Origin of the sequence: Rhizorhabdus wittichii (assembly GCF_017607425.1) — a bacterium.
Classification (GTDB): domain Bacteria; phylum Pseudomonadota; class Alphaproteobacteria; order Sphingomonadales; family Sphingomonadaceae; genus Rhizorhabdus; species Rhizorhabdus wittichii.
Genome location: NZ_CP059319.1, coordinates 1,251,368 through 1,266,943, shown reverse-complemented (window position 1 = coordinate 1,266,943; position 15,576 = coordinate 1,251,368). Strand labels below are relative to the sequence as shown.

Annotated in this window: 11 protein-coding genes; 9 read left to right on the top strand and 2 right to left on the bottom strand. The window is 66.9% G+C overall.

Annotated features, from left to right (window positions below):
* Nucleotides 1-217: 217 nt before the first annotated feature.
* Nucleotides 218-385, bottom strand: a complete 168-nt coding sequence (locus tag HRJ34_RS06130) for a hypothetical protein (RefSeq protein WP_208633606.1) — start codon at nt 383-385, stop codon at nt 218-220.
* A 10-nt stretch (nt 386-395) separates the two neighbouring features.
* Between HRJ34_RS06130 and HRJ34_RS06125 the strand changes: the two genes are divergently transcribed.
* From HRJ34_RS06125 to HRJ34_RS06085, 9 genes are all read left to right on the top strand, one after another.
* Nucleotides 396-776 (top strand): TIGR04076 family protein, encoded by a 381-nt coding sequence (locus HRJ34_RS06125; protein ID WP_226949066.1) that lies wholly within the window; start codon nt 396-398, stop codon nt 774-776.
* Nucleotides 773-1,915 carry an aldo/keto reductase gene (locus tag HRJ34_RS06120; RefSeq protein ID WP_208633604.1) on the top strand — a complete coding sequence of 381 codons (1,143 nt, stop codon included), beginning with the start codon at nt 773-775 and terminating at the stop codon, nt 1,913-1,915. Before HRJ34_RS06125 ends, HRJ34_RS06120 begins: the two co-directional genes overlap by 4 nt.
* 53 nt (nt 1,916-1,968) lie before the next feature.
* Nucleotides 1,969-4,044 (top strand): N,N-dimethylformamidase beta subunit family domain-containing protein, encoded by a 2,076-nt coding sequence (locus HRJ34_RS06115; protein ID WP_208633603.1) that lies wholly within the window; start codon nt 1,969-1,971, stop codon nt 4,042-4,044.
* Nucleotides 4,037-5,401, top strand: a complete 1,365-nt coding sequence (locus HRJ34_RS06110) for an MFS transporter (RefSeq protein ID WP_208633602.1) — start codon at nt 4,037-4,039, stop codon at nt 5,399-5,401. The genes HRJ34_RS06115 and HRJ34_RS06110 overlap by 8 nt, the downstream gene beginning before the upstream one ends.
* Nucleotides 5,402-5,587: 186 nt before the next feature.
* Nucleotides 5,588-7,939, top strand: a complete 2,352-nt coding sequence (locus tag HRJ34_RS06105; RefSeq protein ID WP_226949065.1) for a TonB-dependent receptor — start codon at nt 5,588-5,590, stop codon at nt 7,937-7,939.
* On the top strand, nt 7,936-10,053 hold the full coding sequence (locus HRJ34_RS06100; protein WP_208633601.1) for a N,N-dimethylformamidase beta subunit family domain-containing protein: 2,118 nt from the start codon (nt 7,936-7,938) through the stop codon (nt 10,051-10,053). Before HRJ34_RS06105 ends, HRJ34_RS06100 begins: the two co-directional genes overlap by 4 nt.
* Nucleotides 10,046-10,486: an SRPBCC family protein gene (locus tag HRJ34_RS06095; RefSeq protein WP_208633600.1), complete on the top strand. Its 441-nt coding sequence runs from the start codon at nt 10,046-10,048 to the stop codon at nt 10,484-10,486. The genes HRJ34_RS06100 and HRJ34_RS06095 overlap by 8 nt, the downstream gene beginning before the upstream one ends.
* A gap of 48 nt (nt 10,487-10,534) precedes the next feature.
* Nucleotides 10,535-12,898 carry a TonB-dependent receptor gene (locus HRJ34_RS06090; RefSeq protein WP_208633599.1) on the top strand — a complete coding sequence of 788 codons (2,364 nt, stop codon included), beginning with the start codon at nt 10,535-10,537 and terminating at the stop codon, nt 12,896-12,898.
* 48 nt (nt 12,899-12,946) lie between these two features.
* On the top strand, nt 12,947-14,080 hold the full coding sequence (locus HRJ34_RS06085; protein WP_226949064.1) for an MFS transporter: 1,134 nt from the start codon (nt 12,947-12,949) through the stop codon (nt 14,078-14,080).
* A gap of 106 nt (nt 14,081-14,186) precedes the next feature.
* Here HRJ34_RS06085 and HRJ34_RS06080 read toward each other — a convergent pair.
* A protein-coding gene (locus HRJ34_RS06080) for an IS3 family transposase (protein WP_150289884.1) occupies nt 14,187-15,556 on the bottom strand; the annotation gives its coding sequence in 2 pieces (ribosomal slippage) (nt 14,187-15,202 and nt 15,202-15,556; 1,371 coding nt in all).
* Between the last annotated feature and the right edge of the window lie 20 nt (nt 15,557-15,576).

Genomic DNA, 15,576 nt, shown 5'->3' with positions numbered 1-15,576 from the left:
TGGAGCGGCTGGCGTTGATAAGCCGTATAACATCGAGTTTGTTGGTAGGTGTTGCGCCCCGTTGCCGGATGAAATTTCTAGCTGGTAGCGAAAAAACTTACCTGATGCGCGCCGCTGGTTTGGCCTGCGCCTATCCTCCCTGCTTATAAAATCGAATTTCTTCGATTATTGAAGCTGCGCCATTGATGTCAATAGGGTCCCGCCCGTCGCCGCAAATTTATTGATCGTCCAGACGGTCAATATTTCCGATCCGATCCCGGCGGCGGCTGCTCCGGCGGGCGGGTGATTTTTCAATTAAAAGCAATTTATTCGGGTTTTGCGCAATTCCTATCGCGCCATCCGGCGCCGATGCGCGCATCTTTCTTTCCCAGACAAGCATAATCATGGGAGGTATCGTGAGCAGCGCAGCGGCAGATGACGGCTATCCGCTTCATGATCTTCGCGTCGAAGTGATGCCGGAACAGGATGGCAAGCCGTTCATCTGCAAGCACAAGGCAGGTGACTATTTCACCGTTACTGACGATGACCTGATCACCATGGGGGAGGCGGTGCGCTTCCCCATGTATTCGTTGGCGGCGATCCTGCCGTTGCTGCCAGCCAAGCAGCGAGACCTTCATCCCAACGACTGGATGAACACGGACGCGGTGATCGCCTGTCCCGATCCGCATTGCGGCGGCCGTTTCAGGATCATCCGCGAGACCCGCCGGATGCACAGCCATTCGGAGAATTCGGCGCTGTCGCTCGACAAGACCAGCCAATCAGAGGACCATGCATGACCATTCCCCGCGTTAATCTGCGCCCCGATTTCTCGGTTCCCCGCGTCATCAAGGGAAACTGGCAGATCGCCGACGACCATAGCAGCAGCGTGCGCGACGACGACGACATGCACCGCCACATGGTGTCCTTCGTCGATGCGGGGATCACCGCCTTCGACTGCGGCGACGTCTATTATGGGGTCGAGGAGCGGATCGGCCGCTTCATCGAGCGCTTCCGCCGCGAGCGCGGCCCCGCCGAAGCGTCGAAGATCGCGGTCCATACCAAGTATATCCCGGCTTTCCTCCAGGAGGAGGAGCTGCGCAACCACGGCCGCCAGACCATCGTCGACACGATCGACCGCTCGCTCGCCCGGCTGAAGGTCGAGCGGCTCGACCTCGTCCAGCTCCACTGGTGGAATTACGAGATCGACGGCAATGTCGAGACCGCGCTGATCCTCAAGGAGCTCCAGCAGGCGGGCAAGATCCACCATATCGGCGGCACCAACTACAATGTCGCCGAGCTGGCCAGGATGGTCGATGCCGGTGTCGATATCGTCGCCAACCAGGTGCAATATTCGCTGACCGACCGCCGCCCCAAGAACGGCATGGAGCAATATTGTGCCGAAAACGACATCCAGCTCCTCTGCTATGGATCGATCGGCGGCGGGCTGATCTCGTCCAAGTGGCTCGGCATCCCCGATCCGGGCAAGCCGACCTTCGAGAATGTCTCGCTCGACAAATATTACCGCATCATCGTCGACTTCGGCGGCTGGGCGCTGTTCCAGGAGCTGCTGCGCACGCTCGACACGATCGGCGCCAGACATGGCGTCGCGATCCCGGCGGTCGCCAGCCGCTACGTCCTCGACCAGCCGAGCGTCGCCGCGGTGATCCAGGGCGCCCGGCACGACCGGCACCTCGCCCAGAATCTCAAGCTGTTCGAATTCGCGCTCGACGAGGAGGACCGGCAGGCGATCGACGCGGTGCTCGCGCGTTCCACCGGGCCGGCGGGCGACTGCTACGACCTCGACCGCATCGAGGATCGCGACGCGATCGAGAATGTCGCGACCGACTATTTCGACGTCGAGGACGGCAAGCTCGTCACCCGCCATCGCGATCCGGTCGTGCTCGCCGAACCCTATGGACATCACATCAAGGCGTGAGACGCATCGATTGAGCTATTGAACGGGCCGGATCATCCTTCTGGAGACAGTGCGTGGAGCTACCGATCACCGGATATGCCAAGAAGCTGAACGTCGCGCCGGGCGAAACCGTGGAATTCGCGGTGAGCACGGCCGCGGCGGGCTTCGAGGCGCGGATGGTGAAGCTCCACCGCGATCCGGCGCTGTTCGAGCCGATCGCCTCGGACGTCGACGGCCGCCATCCGGGGATGCATCAGCCGATCCGGATGGGCAGCCATGCGGTGCTCGCCCGGCCGGCGTCCGGCTGGCCGGCGGACCTCACGCTTTCGCTCCACCTTTGCCCGACGGCCGAGAGCTCCGAACGGCAGGGAATAGCGACCAGCGGCCCGGGCCATGGCCTGTTCGTCGAGGCGGGGCGGCTCGTCGCGCTCGGCGGAGGCGTGGAGCTTCGCTCCGGCGTGCCGCTGCGGCCGAACCATTGGTATCGGGTCGTCCTGGCGGTGGGTAGTCCGACCCGGCTGGAGGTGACGCCGCTCGACGATCGCGAGGTCGGCGGCAGCGTCGAGACGGCGGAGGACTTCCAGGCGATCCGCGCGGAGGACTTCCGGCTCTCCGGCTGGCGGGACGGGGAGGCGACCGTCGGTTGCCTCGACGGCAAGATCGCCCGGCCGGCGATCCGCTCGGCCGCGCGGGGGCCGATCGCCGAATGGGACATGAGCCGGCATCTCGAAACGGCGCGCGTCGTCGACGTCGCGGGCGGCGGGAACGAGCTTCGCCTGGTCCAGCATCCCCGCCGCGCGGTCACCGGGCCGGCCTGGGACGGCACGGCCGACGACCCGCGCCGGCAGCCGTCGCATTATGACGCGATCGCCTTCCATAGCGACGACCTGACCGACGCCGGCTGGGCGACGACGCTCGCCTGGACGGTGCCCGCGACCCTCGCCAGCGGCATCTATGCCTTGCAGATATCGACGGCGGAGGGTTCCGATCACCTGCCGTTCCTGGTCACGCCGGGCGCCGGACGGCCGAAGCCCCGCTGCGCCTTTCTGGCCCCGACCTTCAGCTATCTGGCCTATGGCAATGAGCGGCATTGGTGGGACATGCCCAATGTCGATGCGCGGACCGGCAAGCCGCTCGAACAGAGCGTCACCGCCGCCGAGCTGTGGGCGGCCGGGCACGGGATGCTGAGCCCCTATGACCGCCATCGCGACGGCACCGGCTGCACCCATGCGTCCTGGCTGCATCCGATCGTCAATCTCCGCGCCGGCTACCACCATCCCTATATCGGCGGACCTCACCAGCTCAGCGCCGACCTGCTGATCCTCGACTGGCTCGACAGCATCGGCGAGCCGGTCGACGTGCTGACCGATCACGACCTGCACGTCCGTGGCGCCGAGGCGTTGCAGGGCTATGCGGTGGTGATGACCGGCAGCCATCCCGAATATGTCAGCGCCGCCGTGCTCGACGCGCTCGATGCGTTCAACCGGCAGGGCGGGAACCTGGTCTATTTCGGCGGCAACGGCTTCTACTGCGCGGTCTCGACCTATCCGGACGAGCCGCAGGTGATGGAGCTGCGGCGCGGCCACACCGGCGGCTCGCACTGGAAATCGCCGCCCGGCGAGGCGCGTCATGCCTCGACCGGAGAACTGGGCGGCAAGTGGAAGCTGCGCGACCGGTCGGCGCACCGGCTGTTCGGCGTCGGGACGGCGTCGGTGACGTTCGATCGCGGACGCCCCTATGTCCGCACCGAGGCGAGCCATGATCCCGCTCATGCCTGGGTGTTCGATGGCGTCGAGGGTGATGCGATCGATACCGAGAGCTGCGTCCTCGGCCAGCCGGGCGGTTTCGAATATGACCGGATGGAGCCCGGCCTCGGCACGCCGGCCGACGCCGTCTGCCTTGCGGTCGCGCGTTTCGATCCGTCCGTCACCGAATATCTGCTCGACGACTGGCGCTGGACCGGGACGCTCGGCGAGAACCGCGCCGACCTCGTGCTGATCCCCGGCCATGGCCGGCGCGGCGACGTGTTCTCGGTCGGGTCGATCGCCTGGACCGGATGCCTGCTCACCGACGGCGGAGCCAACAAGGTCGCGACCATCACCCGCAACGTGCTGCGGCGCTTCGCCGGGCGGGGAGGGATCGATGGATAGGCCGGTCGAGCTTCCGGCCATGGCGATGGCGCTTCCGGCGCAGCCCGGCCCCGCATCCGCGCCCGGCAAGGCCGCGCGCTATGGCTGGTACGTCGTCGGCGTCCTCGTGCTCGCCTATATCGCGGCCTTCCTCGACCGGCAGATATTGAGCCTGCTCGTCGGGCCGATCAAGCGCGACATCGGCATCTCCGACGTCCAGATCGGCCTGTTGCAGGGGCTGGCCTTCGCGATCTTCTATTCGACCTGTATCCTGCCGGCCGGATGGCTGGTCGACCGGTTCAACCGGCGCAACATCCTCGCCATGGCGCTGGCGATCTGGTGCCTGATGACGATCGCCTGCGGGCTGTCGCGCAGTTTCCCCGAGCTGTTCATGGCGCGGATGGGCGTGGGCATCGGCGAAGCCGTGCTGGGCCCCGCCGCCTTCTCGCTGATCAGCAATTATTTCGCGAAGGACCGGCTGCCGCTGGCGATCAGCGTCTATTCGATCGGCGGCTCGCTCGGGGCCGGGCTCGCCTATATCTTCGGCGCCTTCGCCGAGCGGATGGCCGCGCCGGCGACCGCGGCGCTGCCCTTCCTCCAGGGCTTCGCGCCGTGGCAGGCCGCCTTCTTCATCGTCGCCGCGCCGGGCTTCGCGATCTCGCTGCTGATCCTGACGATCCGCGAGCCGGCGCGCGGGCGGGTGGCGGGCGCGCAGGGCGGACCCTCCCTCCGCGCCTTCCTGTCGCCGCGCAGGCGCTTCCTGGCGCATTATTGCCTCGGCATCGGGCTGCTCACCAGCGTCAGCTATGCGAACATGGCCTGGATTCCGGCGATGTTCGAGCGGACCTATGGCTGGGCGACGGCCGATACCGCCCGCTGGCTGGGGCTGATGATGCTCGTCTTCGGGACGGCCGGCATCCTGGCGGGCGGCATGGGGGCGATTCGGCTGTCGCGGCGCCACGCCGACGCGACCCTGCGGCTGGCGGCGATCATCGCGCTGGTGCTCGCGCCGATCTGCCTGGTCGCGGCGATCGCCGGCAACCCCTATCTGTCGCTGGCGCTCTACGTGCCCTTCACCTTCCTTTCGACCTCGTTCGTCTCGCTCGGCCCGACGGCGATCCAGCTGATCACGCCCGACGCGCTGCGCGGGCGCGTCAACGGCATCGCGCTGATGCTGGTCAATATCATCGGGATATCGGTCGGCCCGCTGGTGGTGGCGCTGCTGACCGATCATCTCTTCGGCCGGGAAGCGATGCTGCGCTGGGGACTGGGCATCGGCAGCGGCCTGCTGTCGCTGACCGCCGGCCTGTGCCTGCTGACCGGACTTTCCGCCTATCGCCGCGTCCTGCGGGACGCCTCGGACATAGAGGAGGCATAGTGATGACGCATGCTCCGATACCAAAGCGCTGAATAATATTTAGTCGATACTGAAGAATATCGTCCGTGTCTTTCGCCTTGACGTTGTTTTGGCGGCTGGGAATTCGCGTCTTTCGAAAAGTATTTTCGTCGCGGGAATTCAATATTCAATAAAGGGGATCTCGTTATGAATTATCGCCATGCAAAGATGATCTTGCTGTCGGGTTGCGCCATCGCCCTTTGCAGCGGTCTGCAACCGGCCGCCGCGCAGGTCGAGGAAGAAGGCGCCCGCTCGGGCGGGCTCGAGGATATCGTCGTCACGGCGCGCCGCCGGGCGGAATCGGTGCAGACGACGCCGCTGTCGGTGTCGGCCTTCGACTCCCGCTCGCTCCAGGATCGCGGCTTGCAGAACATCGCCGACGTCTCGCGCGCCGTGCCGAACGTCCAGCTCGATCCGGTCGCCAACGAATCCGGCGTTGCGTCGACCCAGATATCGATCCGCGGCATCGGCCAGACCGACTATGTGCTGACCGTCGAGCCCGGCGTCGCCGTCTATCTGGACGGCGTCTATGTCGGCAAGTCGCTCGGCTCGCTGCTCGACACGGTGGACGTCGAGCGCGTCGAGATCCTGCGCGGCCCGCAGGGCACGCTGTTCGGCAAGAACACGATCGGCGGCGCGATCCAGGTGATCACCAAGCGCCCGACCGCCGACAACCAGGCCGAGATGGAACTGACCACCGGGCGCTACGACCGGCTCGACGCGCGCGGCGCGATGTCCGGCCCGATCACCGACTGGCTGCGCTTCCGCCTGTCCGCCTCCTATCAGAGCCGCGACGGCTTCATGAAGCGCATCCTGCGCAGCGGTGAGCGGACCGGCGAGGTCCAGGGCGACATGAACCGGCTGGGCGGGCGGCTCGTCTTCGAAGCCGACGTCGCTCCGAACCTGCTGGCGACGCTGGCCTTCGACGGGACGCGCATCCGCGAGAAGTCGCCGGCGACCTATCTGCGGCGGGTGACCGAGGATGCGGGCTTCCCGCGCCTGTTCAACCTGGCGGTGCCGGGCGGCGTCTGCGCGCCGGCGGCGGGGGCGTCGCGCTTCTCCAACCCCTATTGCTTCAACGACCAATATTCGCTGCCGACCGACACGCGCGTCACCTACAATGCCGGCGGCAACACGGCCGACACCGACGTGCGGGGCGTCGCCCTGACGCTCGACTGGAAGCCGGGCGACATCAACGTCAAGTCGATCACCTCGTTCCGCAAGGTCGACGTGTTCGTCGACCAGAACCTCGGCGGCAGCGCCTATTACAACAGCCAGGTCGGGCAGGACATCGACTTCAAGTCGTTCAGCCAGGAATATCAGCTCAGCGGCAACCTGCTCGACAAGCGGCTGTCCTACGTCCTCGGCGCCTATTACCAGCGCGAATGGGGGCGGCAGCTCTTCCCGGTCCAGACCGCGCTCGCGCAGTTCCTGTCGGGCGGCGACATCAAGAACGACAGCTATGCCGCCTTCGGCCAGCTCACCTATGAGATCACCAGCAGGCTCTCGCTGACCGGCGGCTTCCGCTACACCTATGAGACGCGCCGGTTCAATCCGGGCCTCCAGCACGTCATCGGCTATGACGACCTGTCGGTGATCAAGATCCCGGGCTTCGTGAATCCCGTCGCCAACGCCTTCGGCACGCCCGGCACGCCGCTGTTCCCGGCGGGCTGGTACAAGCGCAACAGCAAGGCCGGCACGCCGATGATCTCGCTGAGCTACAAGCCGGTCGACGACGTGATGCTCTATGCGACCTATTCGAAGGGCTTCAAGGGCGGCGGCTTCACCATGCGCTTCTTCCCGCCGGTCAAGCCGGCGGCGGGCGTCGATCCCGATACGCTGATCCCCTATGCCAAGCCCGAAAAGGCGACCTCCTACGAGGCCGGCATCAAGAGCGAGTGGCTCGGCGGCAAGCTGCGCCTGAACGTCGCGGGCTTCATCACCGACTACAACAACATCCAGGTCACCTACACGATCGATCCGGACGGCCCGGGCCCGATCGGCCGCTTCCTGCCGGTGCTCGCCAATTCGGGTTCGGCCCGCATCAAGGGCATCGAGGTCGAGAGCGCGGCGGTACCGACCGACTGGCTGCGGATCGATGGCAGCCTCGGCTATATCGACGCCAAATACCGCAAGTTCACCGCGGCGGCGATCGGCGCCTATCCCGCCGCGCTGGGCTTCGACCTGCCCAACACGCCGAAATGGACCTATAATGTCGGGACGACGGTGACCTTCTTCGACAATGAGTCGGGCAATGTCTTCCTGCGCGCCGACTGGGCCTATCGCAGCAGCCAGTTCAAGGAGTTCTCGAACAACCCGTCGCTGTTCCAGAAGGGCTACGGCATCCTCAACGCGGGGCTGACCTACCGGTCCGCCGATCGGAACTGGGACGTGACGCTGGGCGGCACCAACCTGACCGACAAGGCCTATATCGTCAGCGGCGTCGCCAGCTCCGATCGCGCGCAGGCGGTGCGGTCGCGGCCGCGCGAATGGTATCTGACGCTGCGGCACAAGATATGACCGGAGCGCCGCTGATCGGCTATGGCGACCGCTTCGAGGTCGCCCCGGGCGAAAGCCTCGGCTTCCATGTGAGCGCGCCCGCGGGCGGGTTCGAGGCCAGGCTCGTCCGGCTGGCGCGCCGCGCCGGGGACCTCGTCCCGATCGCCTCGGCGATCGACGGCGTCCATGACGGCGCGGAGCGGCCGATCGCCACCGGCAGCCATATGGCGGTGGCGGCCGGCGTGCCGCTGCCCGGCCGGCCGGCGATCTCGCTATGGGTGCGCCCGACCCGGCCGGCGGACGGGCGCGACCAGGCGCTGCTCGGCTGGGGACGGAGCCATGGCTTGTTCCTCGACGGGGAAGGGCGGTTGCGGCTGAGCTGGGGCGGTGTCGAGATCGTCACCGGCCAGCCGCTCGCTGTCGCGCGCTGGAGCGAGGTGCGGGTCGAGACGCGGGGCGACCGGATCGTTCTGTCGGTCCGCACCGCCGACGAGGGGATCGCCGATGGATCGGGGGAGGCGGCGTTGCCTCCAACTGATCTAAAGATCGATCCACAAGCTTTTTATATCGCTGCGATTATAGAGAACGATCTTCCCGTCGCCTGTTTCGACGGGAAGATCGCCCGGCCGCGCGTCGCGGACGGCGGCGCGCCGCTCGCCGCCTGGAATTTCGCGAAGGACCCCGGCAGTCCGGTCGTGATCGACGAGGGCCCCGCGGCGCGCCATGGGCGGCTGTTCCAGACACCGCAGCGCGGCGTCACCGGCCCGGAATGGGACGGTCTCAGTGGCGGCTGGAGCGAGGACCCGGAGGGCTATGACGCGATCGCCTTCCACAGCGACGACCTGACCGACGCGGGCTGGCCCGAGAGCTTCGCCTTCACGCCGCCCGCCGATCTGCCGAGCGAGGCCTATGGCATCGAGCTGCGCCAGGGCGACCAGCGCGACCTGGTGCCTTTCTTCGTCCTGCCGGCGCCGGACGCGGAGCCCGCGCCGCTCGCCTTCCTCGTGCCCAGCTTCAGCTATCTCGCTTATGCCAATGAGCGGCACTGGTGGACCAATCCCGGCGTCGAGGCGATCGCGGGCGCGGCGCTCGACGCGATCGTCGCCCCGATCGAGCGCTGGGCCGAGGAGGCGCGGCTGATCAGCGCCTATGACTATCATCGCGACGGATCGGGCTGCGCCCATGCCTCGCTGCGGCGGCCGCTGGTCAACATGCGCGCCGACTATCGCCATCCGCTGCTGCGCGGGCCGCACCAGCTCGGCGCCGACATCGCGACGATCGAATGGCTGCGCGCGACGGGCCAGCGCTTCGACGTCATCACCGACCATGTCCTGCACGAGCGCGGCGTCGAGGCGCTGAAACCCTATCGCGCGGTGATGACCGGCAGCCATCCCGAATATGTCAGCGCCGCGCTGTTCGACGCGGTCGAGGCCTATGTCGGCGGCGGCGGGCGGCTGATCCACCTCGGCGGCAACGCCTTCTACTTCGTCACCTCGGTCTTCGCGGAGGAGCCGCATGTGATCGAGGTGCGGCGCGGCCATGCCGGCACCATCCCCTGGCAATCGCCGCCGGGCGAGACGCGCCAGGCGGCGACCGGCGAGCCCGGCGGGCTGTGGCGCTGGCGCGGGCGATCGGCGCACCGGCTGCTCGGCACCGGCACGGCGGCGGTCAGCTTCGGCGAGGGGCGGCCCTATGTCCGCGAGGCGGCCAGCCACGATCCCGCCTTCGCCTGGATGTTCGACGGCGTCGACGCGACCGCGATCGATGCGCGGGCCGAGCTGCTGGGCGGGCCCTCGGGCTTCGAGGTCGATGCGATGCGGGCCGATCTCGGCACCCCGGCCGACACCGTCCGGCTCGCCACCGCGACCGGCTTCGATCCGGCGCTGACCTTCATCGCCAGCGAGGACGTGCTGTCGACCGGCACGGCGGGGGCGATGGAATCGCATATCGCCTATCGCCGGCTGGCGGGCGGCGGGCGGGTCTTCTCCGCGCCGTCGATCGCCTGGACGAGCTGCCTCGCCGATCGCGGCGGCGACAACGACGTCGCCCGGATCACCGCCAACGTGATCCGCGCCTTCACCCGGCCCGAGGGGCCGCCCGACCTTCCGACTGCAGGAGGAGACTCCCATGACTGACGCCATCGTCGCGACCGTCGAGCATCGCTTCGCCGGCAAGACGCCCGACCAGCTCTTCCGCGCCTGGATCGATCCGGCGCTGCTGCCGCAATGGCTGGCGCCCGATCCCTACGACCTGGTCCATGCCGAGGTCGAGGCGGCACCGGGCGGCCATTACCGCCACGACATCGTCGGCCCCGACGGCAGGCATGTCGTGATCGGGGAGTTCCTGCGCTTCGATCCGGGGCGGGGGCTCCGCAAGAGCTGGAACTATCGCGGGCCCAATCCCGCTCCGCGACCCGAGCCGACCTTCGTCGACGTCACCATCGAACCGGAGGAGGGCGGCAGCCGCCTCGTCCTCACCCATAGCGGCCTGCGCGATCAGGCGGAGTGGAGCCATTATGACGGCGGCTGGAGGGTCTGCTTCGATCGGTTGGACAAGTTGAGCCTGTAACCATCGGATATTGCTTGAAAAAGGGGAATTGAAATGGATGCGAGACGCATGAAGCGCGCTTTCCTTGCCACGGCCTCGGCCCTGCTGGTCCTGCCCGCGGTACCGGCGCTGGCGCAGGTCGCCGAGCAGGATGCCGGCTATAATCCGGCGTCGCTGGGCGACATCGTCGTGACCGCCCGCAAGCGCGAGGAGTCGGTGCAGACCACGCCGCTGTCGATCTCCGCCTTCGGCGCGCAGGCGTTGCAGGACCGCAACGTGCAATCGTCGGCCGACATCGCCAATTTCGTGCCGAACGTGCAGTTCGACAGCGCGGCGAGCGAGTCCGGCGGCGGCGCGTCGAGCCAGATCTCGATCCGCGGCATCGGCCAGACCGATTATGTCATCACCGTCGAGCCGGCGGTCGGCCTCTATCTGGACGGCGTCTATGTCGGCAAGTCGGTCGGCTCGCTGCTCGACACCGTCGACATCGAGCGGATCGAGGTGCTGCGCGGCCCGCAGGGGACGCTGTTCGGCAAGAACACGATCGGCGGCGCGATCCAGTTCATCTCCAAGCGGCCGAGCGACAAATTCGAGGCCGAGGCGGAGGCGACGGTCGGCCGCTTCAACCGGGTCGACGTGAAGGGCATCTTGTCCGGGCCGCTGTCGGACCGGGTCCGCGCGCGCCTGTCGGGCGCCTATCAGAGCCGCGACGGCTTCATGGACCGGGTCAGCCCCACCGGCGCCAAGACCGGCGAGCAGGGCAATATCAACCGGCTGAGCGGCCGGCTGGTGCTCGAGGCCGACCTGACCGACAATCTGCTCGCCACCCTGTCGTTCGACGGCACCCGCATCCGCGAGCAGTCGCCGGCCCAGGTGCTGCTCAAGGTGGTCGAGACCGACGGCTTCGCCGGCATCTACAACGGCGCGGTGCCGGGCGGGGTCTGCCTGCCGACGGCGGGCCCGTCGCGGTTCGGCAACCCCTATTGCTACAACAGCCAATATGTCCGGCCGATCGACGGCCGCACGACCACCAATTCGGGGCCGAACCAGTCCGATACCGACATCAAGGGCGCGTCGCTGAACCTCGAATGGAAGGGCGACGGCATCACCCTGAAGTCGATCACCGCCTATCGCGACGTCGGCGTCGACGTCGCGCAGGACCTCTACGGGTCGCCCTATTATTATGGCGGGGTCGAGCAGCACATCTCGCAGAAGCAGTTCAGCCAGGAAGTGCAGCTGCTGGGCGACCTGATGGACTCGCGGCTGCAATATGTCGCCGGCCTGTTCTACATGCACGAGAGCGGCACGCAGGTCTTTCCGGTCAACCTGCCGCTGGTGCAGTTCGATTCGGGCGGCAAGATCAAGAATGACAGCTATGCCGCCTTCGGCCAGATCACCTACGACCTGACCGACCAGTTCTCGATCACCGGCGGCCTGCGCTACACTTACGAGCGCAAGCAGTTCAATCCGGGGCTGCAGGTGATCACCGGCTACGACTATCTGTCGACGATCCCGACGCCGGGCGTGACCAATCCGATCGTCGACCTGTTCGGCCCGGTCGGCACCCCGCTGTTCCCGGCGGGCTGGTACAAGCGGACCAGCAAGTCGGCGACGCCGATGGTGTCGCTCAGCTACAAGTTCGACCGCGGCACCATGGCCTATGCGACCTTCTCGCAGGGGTTCAAGGCGGGCGGCTTCACGATGCGCTACTTCCCGCCGGTCATTCCCGCGCCCGGCACCGATCCCGACGACATCGTCTCCTATGCCGGCCCGGAGAAGGCGACCTCCTATGAGGTCGGCCTGAAGACCGAGCTGTTCGACCGCCGCCTGCGCCTCAACGTCGCGGGCTTCTACACCGACTACAAGAACATCCAGGTCACCTATGTGGTCGACCCGGACGGCCCCGGCCCGATCGGCCAGTTCGTGCCGGTGCTCGCCAATTCGGGCACCGCGCACATCAAGGGGATCGAGGTCGAGGGATCGGCGGTGCTGGCCGACTGGTTCCGCTTCGACGGCAGCTTCGGCTATATCGACGCCAAATATGTGAAGTTCAGCGCCGACGCGCTGGCCAACTTCCCCGGCGCGCTGTCGCTGAAGATCCCGAACACGTCGAAGTTCACCTATAATGTCGGCGGCGTCGCGACCTTCTTCAACAACGACCATGGCACGCTGTTCGCGCGCGCCGACTACAGCCGCCGCAGCGGCCAGTACAAGGAGTTCTCGAACGATCCGTCGCTCTTCCAGCCGGCCTATGGCGTGCTCGGCGCGTCGGTGACCTACCGTTCGCCGACCAAGCGCTGGGAAGTGGCGGCCGGCGGCACCAACCTGACCAACAAGGCCTATATCGTCAGCGGCGTCACCAGCTCCGAATATTCCCAGGCGGTCCGCTCGCGCCCGCGCGAATGGTTCTTGCGTCTGCGCTACCAGTATTGATGATGCCGGAAAGGGCTCCTCCGCCGGGGGAGCCCGTCCGGAAAGGGGATGGATTTGGAACGTACCGCCCGGGGCGTGCTCGCGGGGATGGCCCTCGTGGTCATCGGCATGCAGGTTTTCATCATCCAGCCCGGCCTCGTGTCGGTGCTGATCGCGAGCGGGCTGGACGAGAGCATCGTCGGCTATGCCGCCTCGGCCGAGATCTTCGGCATCGCGCTGTCGACCATCGCCGCCGCGTCGATCGGGACGCGGCTGCGCTGGTCGTGGCTGGCGGGCGTGGCGCTGGCGCTGATGGCGGCGGCGAACCTCGCCTCCGCCGTCGCTCCCTCGGGCGAGGCCTTCCTGCTGCTGCGGCTGCTCGCGGGGCTCGGCGCGGGGATCGCCATCTCGCTCGGCTATGCGATGGTCGGCGCGGCCTCCGATCCCGATCGCGCCTTCGGCCATCTGATCGTCGCGGTGCTCGCTTATGGCGCGCTCGGCATCTTCGGCCTGCCGCAGGCGGCGGCGCTGCTGGGGGCGGGCGGCATCTTCGGCCTGCTGGCGCTGATGGCGGCGGCCGGCCTCGCGCTGCTTCCCCTGATCGTCCAGCCCGCCCCGGCGGAGGCGGCCGGGCAGGAGGGCGGCGGGCCGCGCGCCGGCCCCTATCTGCTGCTCGGCGCGGTCTTCCTGTTCTTCCTGGGGCAGGGCGTCGTCTGGGCCTTCCTGTCGCTGATCGGCGAGCGGATGGGCATCGCTCCGCAATCGGTCGCCAACGGCCTGACGATCGCGCAGCTCGCCGGCATCCCGGGCGCCTTCGCGGCGTCGCTGGGCCAGCGGATCGGCCATCGCCGGCTGATCGCGATCGGCACGATCGGCTGCGTCGTGCCGCTGGCGGTGATGACGATGCGGCTCGATGCGATCGGCTATGGCGTCGGCATCAGCATCTTCAACGCCGCCGCCAACCTGATGACGCCGCTGCTCGTCGCGATCGTCGCCGGGATCGACCGGGGCGGGCGGCTCGTCCAGCGCGCCGCCGCGTTGCAGATGCTCGGCCTCGCGGTCGGGCCGGCACTGTCGACGCCGCTGATGGGGCAGGGCTTCGGCCCGATCCTCGCCTTGTCGATCCTGCTGTTCCTGCTGTGCTGGCTCTTCTCCGCGCTCGACCTGCGCGGCGCGCGGCGCAGGCTGTCGGAAAATAATTAGTCAAGCGATTGCTTGCTAATTGAGAAACGATCTGTCCGTCGTCGGGACATTTGGCGCAGATGGTTGCGCAGAGAAGAGGAGATCGGGCCTCGTCTGGGGTTGATGTTTAGGCGGCGAGCTTGCGGTGAAGCAAGCGTCGCTGTTCGATGGTCTTTCGCTTGATGCGTTTCCTCCGTTCGATAATGGCGGCGGCCCTGCCGAAATAGGCGTCGGCCGGTGTCACGTTGTCGAGGCTCTCGTGATAGCGGCGATGGTTATAATGCTCGACGAAGGCCTCGACCTGCCGTTCGAGATCGCCAGGCAGGAAGTAGTGCTCCAGCAGGATGCGGTTTTTCAGGGTCTGGTGCCAGCGCTCGATCTTGCCCTGGGTCTGGGGATGTAGCGGAGCGCCGCGAACATGGCTCATGTCATGGGCTTTGATCCAGTCGGCGAGTTCGCCGGCGATGTAGCTCGGTCCGTTGTCGCTGAGCAGCTTTGGTTTGTGCCTGACGGTGGCGTGGTCGCAGCCTGAGGCTTCGAGCGCGAGTTGCAGCGTGTCGGTCACGTCCTCGGCCCGCATCGTGGTGCACAGCTTCCAGGCGATGATGTAGCGCGAGAAATCGTCGAGCACGGTGGAGAGGTACATCCATCCCCAGCCGATGATCTTGAAGTAGGTGAAATCGGTCTGCCACATCTCGTTCGGGCGGCTGGTCTTGCGATGGAACTCGTCGGCCGCCTTGACCACGACGAAGGCCGGGCTGGTGATCAGGTCATGCGCCTTGAGCAGGCGGTAGACCGTTGATTCCGAGACGAAATAGTCCTTCTCATCGGTGAAGCGCACCGCCAGTTCGCGGGGCGACAGATCGGACTGCTCCAGTGCCATCTCGACGATCTGGTCCTGAATGGCGCCGGGGAGGCGGTTCCAGACCCGGCTCGGCGCGGAAGGACGATCCTCCAGCGCCTCGGGGCCGCCTTCGAGATAGCGATCATACCATCGGTAGAAGGTCCGCCGCGCGACGCCCAACTGGTCGAGGGTCCGCTTCGCCGGCAGGTGCGACTGCTCGACGATGCGGATGATCTCCAGCTTCTCGGATCCCGGATACCTCATTCGGGGTCTCCCCCATCCGCGATCATGCTTTTTTTCAGCAGCCGGTTTTCGAGCGTGAGGTCGGCGACGGCCTCCTTCAGGGCACGCGCCTCACGGCGCAGATCCTGTACCTCGCCGCTCGTCGCGGCACGGGCGGTGTCGCCCGCCAGCCGACGCTTCCCGGCCTCCATGAACTCCTTTGACCAAGTATAATACAAGCCCTGGGCAATGCCCTCCTTGCGGCACAGCTCCGCGATGCTGTCATCGCCGCGCAAGCCCTCCAGAACCACGCGGATCTTGTCCTCCGCCGAGAAATGCCGGCGTGTCGCGCGCCGGATATCCTTCACCACCTGTTCGGCCGACGCCTTGGGTTTGCGGGCCGATTTTACGCTTGAGGATTTGGGCTTCATCTTCGTTCCTTCGTCACTAC

Excerpts from the sequence above, each read along its gene's own strand:
- HRJ34_RS06130 (WP_208633606.1), bottom strand. The coding sequence starts at position 385 with ATGATTATGCTTGTCTGGGAAAGAAAGATGCGCGCATCGGCGCCGGAT.
- HRJ34_RS06120 (WP_208633604.1), top strand. The coding sequence starts at position 773 with ATGACCATTCCCCGCGTTAATCTGCGCCCCGATTTCTCGGTTCCCCGC.
- HRJ34_RS06110 (WP_208633602.1), top strand. The coding sequence starts at position 4,037 with ATGGATAGGCCGGTCGAGCTTCCGGCCATGGCGATGGCGCTTCCGGCG.
- HRJ34_RS06105 (WP_226949065.1), top strand. The coding sequence starts at position 5,588 with ATGATCTTGCTGTCGGGTTGCGCCATCGCCCTTTGCAGCGGTCTGCAA.
- HRJ34_RS06100 (WP_208633601.1), top strand. The coding sequence starts at position 7,936 with ATGACCGGAGCGCCGCTGATCGGCTATGGCGACCGCTTCGAGGTCGCC.
- HRJ34_RS06095 (WP_208633600.1), top strand. The coding sequence starts at position 10,046 with ATGACTGACGCCATCGTCGCGACCGTCGAGCATCGCTTCGCCGGCAAG.
- HRJ34_RS06090 (WP_208633599.1), top strand. The coding sequence starts at position 10,535 with ATGAAGCGCGCTTTCCTTGCCACGGCCTCGGCCCTGCTGGTCCTGCCC.
- HRJ34_RS06085 (WP_226949064.1), top strand. The coding sequence starts at position 12,947 with ATGGATTTGGAACGTACCGCCCGGGGCGTGCTCGCGGGGATGGCCCTC.